Source organism: Bacillus aerius, from assembly GCF_029894105.1.
In the GTDB taxonomy this organism is placed as follows: Bacteria; Bacillota; Bacilli; order Bacillales; family Bacillaceae; genus Bacillus; species Bacillus altitudinis.
The window spans coordinates 1843759-1861157 of record NZ_JARYHO010000001.1; the positions used below are offsets into that span (position 1 = coordinate 1843759).

The window sequence follows — 17399 nt, forward strand, 5'->3', positions numbered from 1 at the left end:
ATGGTGAAGACAGCATTAACAGCGCCGGATGGACCTCCGAGCGACGTAGAGGAAATCAAAGAAAAAAGTAATTATTTACGGGGTACGTTAAAAGAAGTGATGCTTGATCCGATTTCAGCGGGAATTCCGGATGATGACAACCGTCTGATGAAGCATCACGGCAGCTACTTACAAGATGATCGTGACCTGAGAAATGAACGACAAAAACAAAAGCTTGAGCCTGCCTATCAATTTATGCTGCGTGTCCGTCTGCCTGGCGGAATCGCCACATCTAAGCAGTGGCTTGTGATGGATGAGCTTGCTCACAAATACGGAAACGGTACGTTAAAGCTGACAACTCGTGAAACCTTTCAGCTTCACGGTATTTTAAAATGGAATATGAAAAAAACCATTCAAGACATTCATTCTACTATGCTTGATACGATTGCTGCTTGCGGCGACGTGAACCGGAATGTCATGTGTACATCGAATCCTTATCAATCTGAAGTGCACCATGATGTATACGAGCTGGCGAAAAAATTAAGTGATGACCTGCTCCCGCAAACAAGAGCTTATCACGAAATTTGGCTTGATGAGGAAAAGGTTGCGGCAACGCCAGATACGGAAGTTGAACCGATGTATGGTCCGCTTTATTTGCCAAGGAAATTCAAAATTGGTGTGGCGGTCCCTCCTGCTAACGATATTGATGTCTTTTCGCAGGATCTAGGCTTTATTGCCATTATCGAAAACGATCAACTGGTCGGTTTTAATGTCGCAATTGGCGGCGGAATGGGTATGACGCATGGTGATACAGCGACTTATCCGCAGCTTGCAAAGGTCATCGGCTTTTGTACACCTGAACAGGTCGTAGAAATTGCCAAACAAGTCATCACTATTCAGCGTGACTACGGAAACCGTTCTGTGCGAAAAAATGCCCGCTTTAAATATACGGTGGACCGCCTTGGTCTTGAGAATGTAAAAGAAGAGCTTGAGCGCCGTCTTGGGTTTACTCTTTTAGAGGCAAAGGATTATCACTTTGATCATAACGGTGACCGTTATGGCTGGGTAAAAGGCATCAATGGCAGATGGCATTATACGATGTTTGTAGAAGGCGGACGCATCACAGATTATGATGATTATCCGCTGATGACAGGCATCCGCGAAATCGCCAAGGTTCATACAGGTGACTTCCGTTTAACCGCCAATCAGAATTTAATCATTGGGAATGTGACAACTCATAAAAAGAAACAAATCGAACAGCTCATTCAGAAGTTTGGTTTATCAGACGGCCAGCAGCACTCTGCCCTGCGCCGCAGCTCAATGGCTTGTGTATCTTTGCCAACTTGCGGTTTAGCAATGGCTGAAGCAGAGCGCTACCTTCCACGATTGATTGATAAAATCGAAGACATCGTTGAAGAAAACGGATTAAGTGATAAAGAAATCACCATTCGAATGACTGGTTGTCCAAATGGTTGTGCTCGTCATGCGCTTGGAGAGATTGGATTTATCGGAAAATCACCTGGTAAGTATAATATGTATCTCGGTGCCGCATTTGATGGCAGCAGATTAAGTAAATTATACCGTGAAAATGTGGGTGAGGAAGACATTCTAAAAGAACTTGGCTCTCTTCTCCCCCGCTACGCAAAAGAACGAGAAGAAAATGAACATTTCGGCGATTTTGTCATTCGGGCAGGGATTGTGAAAGAGACAACAGATGGAACGAATTTTCATGTACAATAAAAAAGAGACAGGAACCATCCTGTCTTAGATTGTTGACAAAGGGCTAAAATGAACTTGATTTTAGCCCTTTGTCTTCTTTTTTTCAGCGTGATAGAAAACCTTTGCAGTCTAGGAAGGACGAGCATCGGCGCGGAGCGAATTTGACATTCGTGAGCACCGAAGCGCAGGACTGACACCGAATGCGAGGGTTTGTCTACACGCTGAGACAGGAACCATCCTGTCTTTTTTATTTTTTCTGTTTCTTATTCAAGTATTCGGTCAGACTCTTATATACATCTGGATTGTCTAATGAAGATAGATCGGGTAAAGGCTGCTTTTCATACGCCTCTTTAAGTAAACGTCGTACGATTTTTCCATTCCTTGTTTTCGGCAAAGCTGAAATGAGATGAACTTCTTTTGGTGTGAGCGCTTTTCCAGCATGTGAACCAACATGGGCTGAAAGCTCTTGGATAAGGGCTGCTTCTTCAAAAGCATGCGGACTGGTCACGATGAAACAGACGAGCGCCTCCCCTTTCACCTCATCCTTTACCCCAATCACAGCGGCTTCATGCACGGAAGGATGCCAGGTAAGGATGGATTCAATTTCAGCTGGCCCGATGCGTTTCCCTGCTGTATTAATGACATCATCCGATCTGCCGGTGATGTGGAATTCTCCGTCCTCTGTTTGCATGACCCAATCTCCGTGTGTCCATACACCATCAAATCGTTTGAAATACGTATCTTCATAACGCTCCGGTTCGTTCCAAAAACCACATGTCATGCCGACCCATGGCTTTTTCACCACAAGCTCCCCTACTTCATTCATCACGCTTTGCCCAGCTTCATTGTATACATCTGCCGCCATTCCTAAGATCGCCGCATTAAAGAGAATCGGTTTGATGGGACGAAGCAACGTACTGCCTACAATGCCACCAGAAACCTCGGTTCCTCCTGAATAATTTAAGATTGGAATGTTCTTTTGACCAATGGTGTGAAATAACCATTGCCACGGAGCTTCATTCCATGGTTCCCCTGTAGAAATAATGGCTTTGACATGCGATAGTTCGACCCCATCAATCGTTTGCTGCATCGCAGAACGAACAAATGTAGGGGAAAGTCCAAAATGAGTGACTTTCTTCTCGTGGATGAATGACCAGAGCTGCTGCTCATCTGGATAATCGGGAGCGCCGTCATATAAAACGATGGTAGCTCCATTGATCAAGCCGCCAAAGACGAGGAATGGCCCCATCATCCAGCCCATATCAGTCAGCCAAAACAGCCGGTCTCCTTTTGCCACATCCATACATAGCCCGGCATCAAAAGCTGCCTTTATCGGAAAGCCTGCGTGTGTATGAACGGCTCCCTTTGGTGTGCCGGTTGTGCCTGACGTATACAAGATCATCAGCGGGTCTTCATTTGTGACATAGGTCTCGCCGGTGATCGGCTGTTCTTTTAACAAATCATTCAGCAGGACATCGTCCTGATATCCGGTATGAGAGGAAGTGTGCACAATCACTTTTTGCACAGTTGTGGTTTTATTGATGGCATCCGCCACACATTCCCGCATGTTGATCGTTTTCCCTCGCCGCATCATTTCATTCGCTGTGACGACAATGGATGCGCCTGACGCACGAATGCGTACAGCGAGTGGCTCGCTTCCATAGCCTGAGAAGACTGGGCTGAAAATAACACCAATCTTTGCAAAGGCAAGCATGACGGCGACCGTTTCTGGAAGCATTGGCATATAGATGATGGCTACATCCCCTTTTTGAAGTCCTTCTTTCAAAAAGCCAGCTGCAAGACGGCTCACTTTCTCTTGAAGTTCGAGAAATGACCATTTCTTTTCTTCACCGGCTTCATTGCTCCAAATGATGGCGGGCTGATGCCTCGTCTCTTCTTTTTCTGCCCATTTGTCCACAGCCGTTTCGGTGATGTTTAGTGTGCCGCCCTGATACCATTTCGGCCACATCAATGAGTTGTGACCTAATGCCGCTTCATATGGTTTTTTCCACTGAATGCCGACCGCCTTTTCCGCTTCTCTCCAAAACCAGTCTGTGCGTGCAATACTGGCTTGATAGAATGAGTCATACGTAGAAAAACCAAGAGATTTCATCCACTGATGCAAACGTGTTTTTTGGCTCTGCTTTTCTTCCGGTATCCATTCTGGTTTCAGGTTGATCATGAGGTCTGCCCCCTTTAGACCGGATAGACCGGATGTTTTCGTTTCGTAAATGTCATGTCTTTCGATGAATAGGCTACTAATCTATGACAAAGTTCCGTTCTGAGACGGTCAAATGGGATGACGCCATCGACAATCATTTCAGAGGCAAGCTCATAGATATTCATATCTTCCTGGTATTCCTTCCGTTTCTCTTGTATAAATGAAGCCCTCTCTTCGGGCGGTAGTTCTGCAATTTTATTTGCATAGACGGCATTTACAGCGGCTTCTGGACCCATCACAGCGATTTGCGCCGATGGAAGAGCGAGACAGCAGTCTGGCTCAAAAGCAGGGCCTGCCATTGCATATAGTCCTGCTCCGTATGCTTTACGGACGATGACGGATATTTTCGGAACGGTCGCTTCTGACATAGCGGAGATCATTTTTGCCCCATGACGAATAATGCCGGCTTGTTCCACTTTTGTTCCAATCATAAATCCTGGTATGTCCGCAAGAAAGAGCAGCGGGATATGAAAGGCATCACAGAGCTGAATAAACTTGGCGGCTTTATCAGCTGAGTCGTGGAATAATACGCCGCCTTTGACCCTTGGCTGATTGGCAATGAGACCGACAGGCTGACCGTTCATTCTGCCAAAGCCGGTAATTAACTCTGCGGCAAACAGCTTTTTGATTTCAAAAAATGACCCTTCATCAATCAGTAAATCGATGAGTTGATACATATCAAATGGGGTATTCTGGCCTTTAGGGATTAAGTCTTGGATGGTGGTTTCAGATGGTTTAGGTGCTTTTGCTGCTGTCGTTTTTGGTTTTTCTGTATAGTTGGCAGGCATATAGGTTAAATAATCACGTGCAATTTGAATGGCCTCTTCCTCTGTTTTGGCTAATATATCTCCGCATCCAGAAATGCTGCAATGCATTTTCGCACCGCCCATTTCCTCAAGTGATACTTTTTCACCGATCACCATTTCAGCCATTCGCGGCGAGCCTAAATACATAGAGGCATTTCCTTCGACCATGACGACAATGTCACAAAAAGCAGGGATATACGCACCACCGGCTGCAGAAGGACCGAATAGTAAACAAATTTGAGGAATGCGCCCAGACAGCTTGACTTGGTTATAAAAAATGCGCCCTGCTCCTCTTCTGCCTGGGAACATTGCGATTTGATCAGTGATTCTTGCACCCGCTGAATCGACTAGATACAGCATCGGACAATTGAGCTTCTCGGCCGTTTCTTGAATTCGAATGATTTTTTCTACTGTTTTGACGCCCCACGATCCTGCTTTAACCGTAGAGTCGTTTGCCATGACACAAACAGTCTGCCCATTCATACGCCCGGTTCCGGTGACGACACCATCTGCTGGTAAATGTTCATCTTTGCACTCTGCAAACATGGCATCTTCAATGAAAGAATCCTCATCTAACAACAAATGGAGCCGATCACGGACAAATAATTTTCCTTTTTCTTTGTTTTTTTGATGGTAGCGTTCTGCCCCGCCCTTTTCAATTCGTTGTTTTTTTAATTCATATTCTTCGATCATAAACATTCCCCTTTCTTGCTATTTCCCTCTGTAATAAGGCGTTCGTTTTTCTTGAAAAGCCTTGAGACCTTCTAGTCGATCTTCTGTATGAATAAGCCGCAGATAAGCTTCGTATTCTTTCGTCAGACCTGTTTGTAAATCGTGATCAAGGCTGGATTGAATGGCTTGTTTTGCTTCTTTTAAAGCGATCGGTCCATTTTTGGTGATTTGTTTTGCGAGTGTGATGGCATCATTCATCAGTGAATCGGCTGTAGAGATACGTTCAATCAGCCCAATTTGAACGGCTTCTTCTGCTCGTAAAGAAGTGCCGGTGAAGATCATTTCTTTCGCTTTCCCGGGTCCGATCAGGCGCGAAAGTCTTTGTGTGCCCCCTGCTCCCGGCAGGATAGCTAGTCCTGTTTCCGGCAGGCCGAGCGCTGCACCCGCTCTTGCGATGCGGAGATCACAGGCGAGCGCGAGCTCAAGACCTCCGCCAAGTGCGTGTCCGTTTATCACGGCAATGACAGGAACAGGCAAAGATTCAATGTCTGTAAAGGTTTGCTGAATGGTCAGAACGGCTTCTTTGGCTTCTTGTTCTGTCATCAATCGCCTTTCTTTTAAGTCTGCTCCTGCGCAAAAAACTTTAGCGCCAGCTCCTGTCATGAGCAAACAGCGGATGTTTGCATCATGTTTGATTTCTTGAATCGTTTGGTTGATTTCCTCTAGCATAGCAGCGGAGAGAGCATTGGCTTGCGCTGGTCTATTTAATGTCATGATGCCAATGTGATCTTGTATTGAAAAATTGATCAATGAAGTCATGTGATTCACCCTTTATCAAGTAGTGTGAGACTGAAAAGCGCGTAAACAGTGACTTGGCAGGGTTCGATCCACTTTTGCTTCAATCCATTCAGCCGCTTTAATCAAGCGAGGGAGGTCGACATTTGTTTCGATCCCGAGTTTGTGAAGCATGTGCACCACGTCTTCTGTCGCCACGTTTCCGCTGGAGCCAGGTGCATAAGGACAGCCGCCAAGCCCCCCGCTAGAGGCATCAAATATGGTGATGCCGGCTTTTAATGCTGTATAAATATTGGCAAGCCCCATTCCTTTCGTATCATGAAAATGAAGTGCGATTTTATCAGCAGGAAAGCGTTCAAGTAAAAGGTCTAACCGTCTTTCTACTTGCAGCGGATGGGCTTCCCCAATGGTATCCCCAAGTGATATTTCATCAATGCCGAAGGACAGCAGCTGTTCCGTTAATCGCAGCACTTGGTCCATCGGCACTTGTTTTTCATAAGGACATCCAAACACGGTTGAAATATAGGCCCGCGTTTGCCGTCCTTCTGCTTTTAAATCGGCTGTCATTTGTTTGATCACAGGCAATGTTTCCTGTATAGATCGATTCATATTCTTTTTGTTATGTGTCTCACTCGATGAGATAAACATAGCCCCTACCTCAAGGTTTGCTTCAAAAAAATGAGCTAATCCTTTTTCATTTGGGATGAGTGCGGCATAGGTGATATCCTCTTTTTTGTTGAATGATTGGGCTAAGTCTTTGGCGTCTTTTAAGGCTGGAACCCATTTCGGATGAACAAATGAGGTGACTTCAATATAAGGAAGATGGGCTTCTTCGAGTAAATGGATCCATGTTCGCTTCTCCATTGTGTCCAGCCAAACGAATTCATTTTGTAGTCCATCGCGCGGGCCGACCTCTCTAATGAGCACGTTTTTTGGTAATGCCATGCGGCTTTCCCCCTCCCCCTATTCTGTCAGCTCTAAAAGTACCTCTCCCTCGTCAACAAATTCCCCCTCCGCCTTATACACTTTACTGATCACACCTGCTTCTTCTGCAACAATGGGAATCTCCATTTTCATCGATTCTAAGATGGCGACTTCCTGTCCTTTTTGCACATCATCACCCTGTTTCACAAGAAGTTTCCACAAGTTTCCGGCCATTTGTATCGTGACAGTTTTCATGAACGGTTTTCCTCCCTTTTTTTCATCAGATAATCGGTTGTGATGCGGCCATGTAAAAAGGCAGTTGATTCGGCCATTTCCTTTAAAAGCGGTACATTGGTTTTGATCCCTTCTATTTCATATGCTTGTAATGCTGCTTTTAATCGTTCTATGGCGAGTTTTCGAGTATCACCGTACACAATCATTTTCGCAATCATTGGATCGTAAAATGGGGTAATGACACTTCCGCTCGTGACGCTTGACTCATGACGGATATATGGGGCATCAGGTGTAGAAAGCCGAGTGATCGTGCCTGGCGAAGGGTAAAATGTCACAGGGTCTTCAGCGTATATTCTAACTTCAATCGCGTGCCCAATTTGATGAATATCCTCTTGGCTGAAGGACAGGGGCTCTAATGCGGCAATTTTTAGCTGCTCCTCGACAAGGTCAATCCCGGTAATTTCTTCTGTGACAGGGTGTTCTACTTGCAATCTCGTATTCATTTCTAAGAAATAAAATTGCTGGTTTTGATCGACTAAACATTCAATCGTGCCCGCATTTTCATACCCAATTGCTTTGGCAGCTTTGACGGCCATCTGTCCCATTTGCTGTCTCACCGTTTCTTCAAGACAGACGGCTGGTGCCTCTTCAACAATTTTCTGATGTCTTCTTTGGAGTGAACAATCTCTTTCAAATAAGTGAACGCCGTGACCGAACGAATCAAAAAGAACTTGAATTTCGATGTGCCGTGCGTGTTCAATCACCTTTTCCATGTATAAAGTACCGTCTTGAAAGAAACTTTGTGCTCTTTTTTGATTTCCTTCAAACGCTCGATGCAGTTCTTCGTCGTTGCGGACGAGCTGCATACCAATCCCGCCGCCACCACTCGATGCTTTTAGCATAATGGGATAGCCGAGTGTCTGTGCTTTATGAACACCTTCGTGTGCATCATGGAGTGGGGCTGAAACACCAGGAACGATTGGGATGCCCGCTTGTTCCATCGTTTTTCTCGCTTCAATTTTATTTCCCATCTGCTGAATGACTTGTGCAGATGGTCCAATAAAGGCAATGCCTTCGCTCCGGCAGCGCTCAGCAAATGCCGCATTTTCTGATAAAAGACCATACCCTGGGTGGATAGCATCAGCATTTGTTTGTTTGGCAACCTTAATGATCGCTTCCATGTTTAAATAGCTTTCAGAAACTTTAGCGCCGCCGATATAATAGGCGCTGTCTGCTTCTTGCACATGAAGTGCATGCTGATCAGCCTCTGAATAAACGGCAACGGTTTTGATTCCGAGCCGTTTACATGTCCGAATCACTCTACGGGCAATTTCGCCTCGATTGGCGATCAATACTTGTTCAAACATCGCTGCTTTCACTCCTTTATTAGATCAAGCGCCTGCTTTTTCAAGCGGAATTTCTGAATTTTGCATGAGGCGGTCATTGGGTACTCATCTGTAATGAAAAAGTATTTCGGGATTTTGTAGCGTGCCATTTGCGACTGACAATAACTCGTTAATGTCTCAATTGAGACCGACTTCCCTTGTTTTAGCCGAATGAATGCGGCTGCTTCCTCGCCGTATGTCTCGTCAGGAATACCAACAACCTGTGCGTCAAGAATGGCAGGGTGAGTGTATAGGACATCCTCAATCTCTTTTGGGTACACATTCTCTCCGCCTCTGATGATCATATCTTTGAGCCGGCCTGTGATTTTCACATAACCGTCATGATCCATCTCAGCTAAATCCCCTGTATGAAGCCATCCGTCCTCATCAATGACTTCATTTGTTGCTTCTTCGTTTTTATAATAGCCCTTCATGACATGGTAACCTCTTGTACAAAGCTCCCCTTGCTGTCCTCTTGGCACTTCTTCTGACGTTCCTGGTAAGGCAATTTTGACTTCAATTTGAGGAAGCGCACGTCCGACCGTTTGAACGCGTCTTTCAAACGAATCATCGGTTCTTGTTTGGGTAATGACGGGTGAACTTTCGGTTTGACCATAGGCAATCGTGAGCTCTCTCAGTCCCATTTTTTCAATGACTGCTTTCATGACGTGGGATGGGCAGAGTGAACCGGCCATAATCCCCGTTCGTAATGTGGACAGGTCATAAGAGTGGAAATTTGGATGATCGAGCTCTGCGATGAACATGGTTGGTACACCGTGAAGAACGGTGCATTTTTCTTTTTCTACTGTTTGAAGGACTCGTTCTGGATGGAAAGATTCAAGTGGGATGATCGTTCCCCCTTTTGTGAGACAAGCAAGTACACCAAGAACAGAGCCGAAGCAATGAAAAAACGGTACTGGGATACACATACGGTCCTGCTCTGTTAATTTCATACAATCTGCGATCTGACTCGCATTACAGACGATGTTTGTGTGGCTGAGCATGACGCCCTTTGGATAGCCGGTTGTGCCTGAAGTGTACTGCATATTAATAACGTCATCAGGCGTGAGCTCATTCATTCGCTTCTCCCATTCATGATCTTCGGTTCTTTTGGCTGCCACTTGAAGACGATCCCAGCTGAGCATACCGTTTGGTACATGCTGACCGATATAGATACATCTTTTTAAATAAGGAAATTGTGTGGAAGTGATCTCCTCTTGATGAGCGGTTTGAAGTTCTGGAATTAGCTCTTCAAGTATGTTGACATAGGACGTTTCTTTAAAGCCGTCTACAATAAACAACATTTTGCTGTCAGAATGCTTGAGTAAATAGGCGAGTTCCTGTGATTGAAAATTGGTATTCACAGTGACAAGAACAGCACCAATGGAGGCGCAGGCAAATTGAAGAATGAGCCATTCAGGTATATTTGGTGCCATAATGGCGATGTGATCTCCCTTTTGAACCCCTAATGCCACGAGACCTTTACCTGTTTCCTTGACCTCTTGATAAAACGCTTCGTACGAATAACGTAAAGAACGTTCTGGGTAAACAATGGCTTCATGTGCTGGGTGCTGTTCTTTTTTTTCTCTTAATAGGGAGCCAATCGTTTGCGGGTGAATCGACATCATTGCTTTCCTCCCTCATGTGTAGTAAGCGTTTTCATTAAGGTATTACGCTAACAACTGTCTTGCGATCACGAGCCGCTGAATTTCAGAGGTCCCTTCTCCGATTTCCATGAGCTTGGCATCTCTCACAAGCCGTTCAACACCGCATTCTTTCATATAGCCTGTTCCGCCATGAATTTGGACAGCATCAAGACTTGCTTTTGTCGCCATTTCTGAAGCAAACAGTTTGGCATAGGCCGCTTCTTTTGTAAATGGTTTGCCTTGATCTTTCAGCCAAGCGGCTTTCCAGACCATTTGTCTTGCAAGCTCTATTTGCATCGCCATATCCGCCAGCTTAAACTGAATGGCCTGGAAGGATGAGAGCGTCTTTCCAAATTGCTTTCTTTCTTTTGCATAGGAAAGTGAAGCATCAAGTGCAGCTTGTGCAATTCCGACAGATAAGGCTGCAATGGAAATTCGTCCGCCGTCCAATGTATATAAAAATTGCTTGAATCCTTTCGATTTGTCTCCCAATATATGATGCGCTGGTACACGCACTTCGTCTAAAATGATTTCAGCCGTATCTGAACCGCGAACCCCCATTTTGTCATATGGGTTTGTAATCGACAGTCCCTTTTGCCCTTTCTCCACAATAAAGGCGGAGATGATTGGACGTCCGTTTTCATCATGATCTGTCACAGCGGTGACAATAATCGTTCTGGCATAATTGGCATTTGTGATCCAGCACTTTTCCCCACTGATGACATATTCTTGTCCGTCTTTAATGGCTTTTGTTTTTGTTCCTTTTGCATCTGATCCGGCGTTTGGTTCTGTTAATCCGAAGGAGCCAAGCGCTGTTCCAGAGGCTAATGGAACAAGATGGTCCATCTTTTGCTCCTCCGTGCCGAAGTAATAAAGTGGACTTGCGCCTAAGGAAACCGCTGCGGCATAACTTAAACCTGTACTCGCACACTGTTTTCCAATTTCCTCGACTGCCAGTGCATACGTGATCGTATCTCCTCCAGAACCTCCATATTTCTCTGGAAAGGGTATACCCATAAAACCGAGCTCCCCCATTTTTTGAAATGTTTTTACGGGAAATGCTGCCTGTTCATCAACAGTTTGAGCGTGTGGTGCAATTTCTGTTTTTGCAAATTCTTTGACCATCTGACGGATCATTTGCTGCTCTTTCGTTAATTCAAAATCCATTTTGCTTCCCCCTTTGGCGCTTTTCTATCATATTTATTATTGAAATAGCTGCTTCATGCCAAGCTTGATTGAATTCAGAAAATTAAAATAAAAATAGTAGAAAAATAGAGAAAGCAAAAAAGCATAAACGGAGGAAAACCCTCATTTATGCTGTCTTTGTTATTTTACTGTTTTTGTAGAAGGTTTGCTTTCATGATGAAGGCGATTGAGTGCCGTCACTTTATAGGTATAGCTCTTCTTTTGATTTGCTAAAATGTCTTTCGTTTGTGTGAAGGAACCTGTTTCTTTTCTGACCGTTTGCACAAATTCGTATGTCCCTTTATTCGACAATCGATAGACTGCATAATAGGATGCACTAGAGTGCGGATCATTTTGTATCTGTAAAACTGCACCATCCTCTGTCTTTTTCACAGATTGAATGATTGGTTTTTTTGGCGCTTTTTGATGAAGCCATGGCATCTCTGGTATGAGAGCCGGTTTGCTATAGGTTTCTTCTATTAATCGTTTCTTTACATTCAAGGGATTCCGATTGATATCTTTCAGACTAAAATGCATGCTTCCTTGTACGAGCTGTGACTGCCTGTTCAGCTCGATCTGGCGAAAATACTCCTCGGGATCAGACCAAGCAGGATCACTGTTTTGATTGATTTTATACGTCGCTTGACCAATGTACAAGTGAACAGGCTGCCCCTTCACTTCATTTGACCACCATTTCGTCAGCACATCATAGGCAGCGGGCTGAAAGCCGATACTCCAATAAATTTGCGGGGTGATATAATCAATATGGTGCTGCTGTATCCACTCTCTTGTATCAGCATACAAATCATCATAATTGGTCATCCCTGCTGTTGTGTTTGAACCGGTTGGGTCATCTTTTATGTTGCGCCATACACCAAATGGGCTAATACCAAATTTCACATACCGCTTTTCTTTCTTAATGGTGTCATTGATCTGCTTCACTAGCTCGTTCACATTATCCCTTCGCCAATCTTCTATATGAGTGAACTTCTTCCCGTAAGTTTCATACGTTTCTTGATCTGGAAATGGCACACCAGCGATTTTATTCGGGTAAAAATAATCATCCATATGCACCGCATCAATATCGTAGTTTTTCACCACTTCCTCTATCCCGTCAACAATGAAGTCCTGAGCATCAGGAATGCCTGGATTAAAGTAAAGCTGATTTCCGTAGGCAATGGTCCACTCAGGGTGTGCTTTTGCAGGATGATCGTCTGATAACCGGTTGAGATCGGTATGATTCATGGTGATTCGATAAGGGTTAAACCAAGCATGAAATTCAAGGCCACGTTTATGTGCTTCTTCTATCATAAATTCAAGCGGGTCATATCCAGGGTCTTTCCCTTGTGTACCAGTCAAATATTCAGACCATGGACCAAATTTTGATGGATAAAAGGCATCTGCTGTTGGTTTAATTTGCATGATGACGGCGTTCATATTCATCGCTTTGATGTCGTCTAACAGTTGAATGAACTCTTGTTTCTGCTCATCTGCGGGCAGTCCTTTCTTTGAAGGCCAATCTAAGTTATAAACTGATGCGACCCACACTGCACGCATCTCTCTTGTGCTCTCAAGCTTCCCTTTTGGCATCGAACGAGCTAGACTACTAGACGGAATCAATAAGAAGACACCCATGAAAACTAGTGTCAGAACCGTCATACTGATCTTTTTCAGCATGTTTTGCATCACCTCAATTTAAGTTTATTCTGCGTTTTGTGATGGAATGCCAGCAGATGGTGTAAGCAAGATGTTTTTTACTTTAAGCAGCTGAGCTTTAGGGACGTCGCAGGCTTCTAGTAAATACCGCTCTGCATTTCCGTATGTATCCATCATCTCATTCAGTACATCTTCAAGATAATCTTGCTGAACACCGAGGAGGGGCTGAATTTGTTCTTTTGACACCCGATATAAACTCATCATGCGAACAAATCGTTCTTGTCTTTTCACTAGCATTTTCACGCCTTCATTGGAACGCATGTATTCACTTAAAACGGTATGCACCGGCACACCCACCGCTAATTGAATAAGAGCAGATAAAAAGCCTGTACGGTCCTTTCCGCTTGTACAGTGAAGCAAAAGCGGATAATTTTTTTCATCGGACAGTAATGTAAACAATTGCTGAATCTCTTTTTTTCGCTCATAGAGCATACTTTGATATACATCTTTCATGATCGGTGTAAACGATAGAGATTTTCCTTCTGCTATCAGCATTCGAAACATGGTCCATTTACTAGGCATCATGCTGTCAGGCTGCATAGGGATATGAACAATTTTGTCATGTTCCATGATTTTTGGTGGGTGTGATTTTCGTTCTGAGCTTGTACGCAGGTCACAAATTGTTTGAATTCCAAGTGTTGAGAACGTCAATATGTCTTGCTTCGTGAGACGTGATAAATCGGCAGATCGATAAATCATTCCTTGTTTGATGACCATCTGATCCGTTGTTTGGAGTCCCCCTACCTCTCTAAAATTTGCTAGCTTTGAAAATTGTATGTTGTGCTCATTCATAGAAGTGAAAATCCTTTCTATCCTCTTTTCTCTATCATACGCTTTTATGAAAAATGAGAAAAGATAAGAGAAAAAGATCATTCAATTCTCCCATGTTGATCAGTGACATCTTTTACGTGGAATTATTGTTATAATAGAATCAGCATATTCGTATTGATTGGAGATTGTAGCATGATAAAAACAAAACGTATTCAGCAAATAAAAGAGTATGTATTTGACCGGGAATCTGCCTCTCTTGATGAGCTTGTGACGCATTTTGGCGTCTCAAAAAACACCATACGCCGAGATGTACAAGCATTGGTAGAATCCGGCGTGCTAAAGAAAGTGTACGGCGGCGTCGCTGTGAACCACTCAACGTTGGTGGTGTATCAGGAGCGAAAGACTCGTCAGCTGAGTAAAAAACAAATGATCGGACAGGCTGCCGCCGCTTTTGTTGAACATGGTGATATGATTTTTGTTGATTCTGGTACAACGACACTGGAGATGCTTCCCTATTTGAAGGAGAAACAGATTACCGTTGTGACAAATAACGTGGATTTCATTACACAGGCTATGCCTTATGAACACCTCACCATCTTTTCAACCGGGGGTATGCTAGAGCGAAAGACAAATTCTTTCGTTGGTTATCAAAGTGTTGAGCGTCTAAAAGCATACAATGTCAATAAAGCATTTATTGCATCAACTGGTTTATCCATTGATCATGGCGTCACGAATTCCTCCCCGCTTGAGACAGATATTAAAAAAACGCTCGTTGAAAAAAACGCCAAAACCTTTTTATTAGTCGATGATAGTAAGTTTGACCATTATGCCTTGACCACGTTTTGTGACTTAAAAGACATAGACATCGTCGTGACGAATGAACAACCAAATGAAGATTACCTTCAATATGGAAAAGAGCATGATGTGAAATTTGTCACGCCTTAGTCCAGAGCAAAAAAGCCAAGCGTCAATGTTTTGGCTTTTTTCTTATGCGCAAAAGAGTGAAACGGCGAAGTGTTGGTTACATTATGATTGTACATTTAACACATGTTTGGAGGTTGACCTGATGCCGTTGTTACGATTTGACGTGATAGAGGGCCGTTCAAAAGAGGAATTAAAGAAACTGCTGGACACTTGCCATGAAGCAATGGTTGATGCCTTTGGGGTACCTGAACGAGATCGCTATCAAATTGTTCATCAGCACCGCCCTGAAGAGATGATCATTGAAGACACTGGGCTTGGTTATCCGAGAACAAAGGATCTTGTTGTCATTAGTGTTGTCAGTAAACAGCGGACGAAAGAACAAAAGGAACAGCTTTATGCACAAATCGCAGAACGTATAGAAAAAGAATGCGGGGTTGCCAAGACGGATGTGATGATCTCCATCGTGGAAAATGGAGACGCCGATTGGAGCTTCGGGATGGGTGAGGCTCAATTCATAAGAGGATGGCTTTAAAAAACGGCTCAGGAGTGTGAGCCGTTTTTTGATTCATTCATTTTCAAGCTGTATGAGCAAGTTGAATAAATAGCGGTACACTGCTGAGATCACACCAATTAAAGGCGTATCTTCTTTGATGTCTTCTAGTTCAAGAAGCGGAATGTTGATATCAAATAACCCGTCTTGTCCATTAAATTGAAGCTGAGCACCATTTAATGTTGAGAGCATCTCTTTTAGTAATCCAGTATCTTTTTTAGGACGCTTCAATCCGAATAACACGGTATACGTCTGAAATACTTCATCCCATTCTATGGCAAGTCCGTCGGCTCTCACCACATCAAACCACTTCGACTCGATATAAATGAATTCTTTTTGTTGTTTTTTTACGTATGTAAGAGGTGTATTTAAAAAGGAAGCATTTTCTGTTTGAATCATTTCCTCCGATTCCTTGTCTACACGTTCTATATAAACATCTGCAAAGCGTGCTTCTTCTGTCATTTTTGCCCCTTCTAGCGGCCAATTTTGACTTGCGGCTTTGTTATATTCAAAGTCGGTGAGCGCCTGCCCTTCTTTCAATAAATCTTGTAAGCGATTTTGCAGTGACATGACTGTATCTCCTTTCATCTACTTCATATGCGTTTTTTATTTTAGCATAACACATGAAAAGAAAGATATGCCTGAGCATATGATGGTATGATAGTGTAAAAAGAAACATCTCGGAGGGGACCGTTTTGCTCACAATGACACTGGCAGAAAAAATCGTAGATGAGGTCAAAAAGCTACTGACGGAAGAAATCATCATCACACAAACAAACGGTACCATTATTGCTGCAACAGATCCAGCACGCATTGGTCAATTTCATGAAGGAGCATATGTCACATCCTTAGAAGGGCAGAAACGAATTCTCACAAAGGATGATGTGCTGCAGATGAAAGGCGTTAAAGCCGGTATCAATCTGCCTATTTATTTCAAACAAGAAGTCATTGGGGTCATTGGAATGACAGGTGATCCAAGGCATGTCTCCCCTTTTGGCGACATTTTACGGAAAATGACGGAGCTGCTCATTCAAGAGCATGAATTCTTTCAAGAAACGGAAACAGATGAACGGCAGCTTGAAGCCTTTGTGTTCGACTGGCTTCATCTGCCAGAGACATCGGCTGGTATGACCGAGAAGGCGCAGCGGCTTGGCTTTGATGTCAACAAGCAGCGTGTCGCTATTCTCATTGATTGTCAAGACGAATCGTTTATGAAGCAGGATCAATACAAACTGATGAAGGACAAATTGCAACTCACCAATCAGGAGATCATTGTGCGCTGGGGGCATGCACGTTTTTTGCTCATGCTACAAGCCACACCAGATGGTCGTGATACATGGCACAAGCGCTTGTTCCATATTCATGCTGCACTCACAGCGCTGTCACCATCGAGGATTTTAATGGGGGCAGGAAAACCAGCAGCTTCTCATGTCATGAAGCAGTCCTTTCATCAAGCTTTTCGCGCTTTAAAATTGGCACATGCTGAAACACCCATTGTGTTTGATGAAGATTTGACGCTTGAACTTTTTATGGAGGAAATCAGTCAGGAAACAAAAGATGCGTTTCTTGATCGAACGATTGCGTCCCTTTTCCCCTATCCTGAACTAGTGAAAACATTGCGGGTACTCATCGCTTCGGATTACTCATTGAAACATACAGCAGAAACTATGCATGTCCATATTAATACACTTCATTACAGATTAAAACGGATTCAGGATTTAACGACACTTGATCCAAAGCGCATGCAAGATGCGATGCTTTTTTATTTGGCCTTGCTGCTTTTAGCTCATGATACAAAAAATACGATAAAACAGCCTGATATTTTGTAGAATCGTCTATAGTCATGTGACGGTTCTTTTTTTATACTTGTAG

Annotated in this window: 15 protein-coding genes; 4 read left to right on the forward strand and 11 right to left on the reverse strand. The window is 43.7% G+C overall.

Annotated elements, in window-relative coordinates; genetic code table 11:
* A complete protein-coding gene (gene cysI, locus M2353_RS09440; RefSeq protein WP_284725322.1) occupies positions 1 to 1719 on the forward strand; it encodes an assimilatory sulfite reductase (NADPH) hemoprotein subunit in 1719 nt (572 codons plus the stop codon).
* A 226-nt stretch (positions 1720 to 1945) separates the two neighbouring features.
* On the opposite strand, the gene M2353_RS09445 is transcribed toward cysI, so the two are convergent.
* The 10 genes from M2353_RS09445 to M2353_RS09490 form a co-directional block, all read right to left on the reverse strand.
* Positions 1946 to 3880 (reverse strand): AMP-binding protein, encoded by a 1935-nt coding sequence (locus M2353_RS09445; protein WP_284725323.1) that lies wholly within the window; start codon positions 3878 to 3880, stop codon positions 1946 to 1948.
* 14 nt (positions 3881 to 3894) lie between these two features.
* Positions 3895 to 5418 (reverse strand): acyl-CoA carboxylase subunit beta, encoded by a 1524-nt coding sequence (locus M2353_RS09450; RefSeq protein ID WP_284725324.1) that lies wholly within the window; start codon positions 5416 to 5418, stop codon positions 3895 to 3897.
* A gap of 18 nt (positions 5419 to 5436) precedes the next feature.
* Entirely contained in the window at positions 5437 to 6216 is a 780-nt protein-coding gene (locus tag M2353_RS09455; protein WP_047947138.1) for an enoyl-CoA hydratase, read from the reverse strand.
* A 15-nt stretch (positions 6217 to 6231) separates the two neighbouring features.
* Positions 6232 to 7137: a hydroxymethylglutaryl-CoA lyase gene (locus M2353_RS09460; protein WP_284725325.1), complete on the reverse strand. Its 906-nt coding sequence runs from the start codon at positions 7135 to 7137 to the stop codon at positions 6232 to 6234.
* Positions 7138 to 7155: 18 nt separating this feature from the next.
* On the reverse strand, positions 7156 to 7371 hold the full coding sequence (locus tag M2353_RS09465) for an acetyl-CoA carboxylase biotin carboxyl carrier protein subunit (RefSeq protein WP_017367387.1): 216 nt from the start codon (positions 7369 to 7371) through the stop codon (positions 7156 to 7158).
* Entirely contained in the window at positions 7368 to 8717 is a 1350-nt protein-coding gene (locus M2353_RS09470; RefSeq protein ID WP_284725326.1) for an acetyl-CoA carboxylase biotin carboxylase subunit, read from the reverse strand. Before M2353_RS09470 ends, M2353_RS09465 begins: the two co-directional genes overlap by 4 nt.
* A gap of 8 nt (positions 8718 to 8725) precedes the next feature.
* A complete protein-coding gene (locus M2353_RS09475) occupies positions 8726 to 10363 on the reverse strand; it encodes an AMP-binding protein (RefSeq protein ID WP_284725327.1) in 1638 nt (545 codons plus the stop codon).
* A gap of 42 nt (positions 10364 to 10405) precedes the next feature.
* Positions 10406 to 11548 carry an acyl-CoA dehydrogenase family protein gene (locus M2353_RS09480; protein WP_284725328.1) on the reverse strand — a complete coding sequence of 381 codons (1143 nt, stop codon included), beginning with the start codon at positions 11546 to 11548 and terminating at the stop codon, positions 10406 to 10408.
* A 159-nt stretch (positions 11549 to 11707) separates the two neighbouring features.
* A complete protein-coding gene (locus M2353_RS09485; RefSeq protein ID WP_284725329.1) occupies positions 11708 to 13243 on the reverse strand; it encodes a glycoside hydrolase family 10-like protein in 1536 nt (511 codons plus the stop codon).
* A 24-nt stretch (positions 13244 to 13267) separates the two neighbouring features.
* Positions 13268 to 14155, reverse strand: a complete 888-nt coding sequence (locus M2353_RS09490) for a tyrosine-protein phosphatase (RefSeq protein ID WP_342394139.1) — start codon at positions 14153 to 14155, stop codon at positions 13268 to 13270.
* Between the two features lie 90 nt (positions 14156 to 14245).
* On the opposite strand from M2353_RS09490, the gene M2353_RS09495 reads away from it, so the two are divergent.
* Together M2353_RS09495 and M2353_RS09500 are read left to right on the forward strand one after the other, a co-directional pair.
* On the forward strand, positions 14246 to 14998 hold the full coding sequence (locus M2353_RS09495) for a DeoR/GlpR family DNA-binding transcription regulator (protein ID WP_060832382.1): 753 nt from the start codon (positions 14246 to 14248) through the stop codon (positions 14996 to 14998).
* 121 nt (positions 14999 to 15119) lie between these two features.
* Positions 15120 to 15509 (forward strand): tautomerase family protein, encoded by a 390-nt coding sequence (locus M2353_RS09500; RefSeq protein WP_035704432.1) that lies wholly within the window; start codon positions 15120 to 15122, stop codon positions 15507 to 15509.
* 33 nt (positions 15510 to 15542) lie between these two features.
* On the opposite strand, the gene M2353_RS09505 is transcribed toward M2353_RS09500, so the two are convergent.
* Positions 15543 to 16097, reverse strand: coding sequence for a hypothetical protein (locus M2353_RS09505; RefSeq protein WP_056703144.1), 555 nt, complete (start codon positions 16095 to 16097; stop codon positions 15543 to 15545).
* 125 nt (positions 16098 to 16222) lie between these two features.
* Here M2353_RS09505 and M2353_RS09510 point away from each other — a divergent pair, with 125 nt between their 5' ends.
* Positions 16223 to 17356, forward strand: a complete 1134-nt coding sequence (locus M2353_RS09510) for a CdaR family transcriptional regulator (RefSeq protein ID WP_342394140.1) — start codon at positions 16223 to 16225, stop codon at positions 17354 to 17356.
* Positions 17357 to 17399 lie beyond the last annotated feature (43 nt).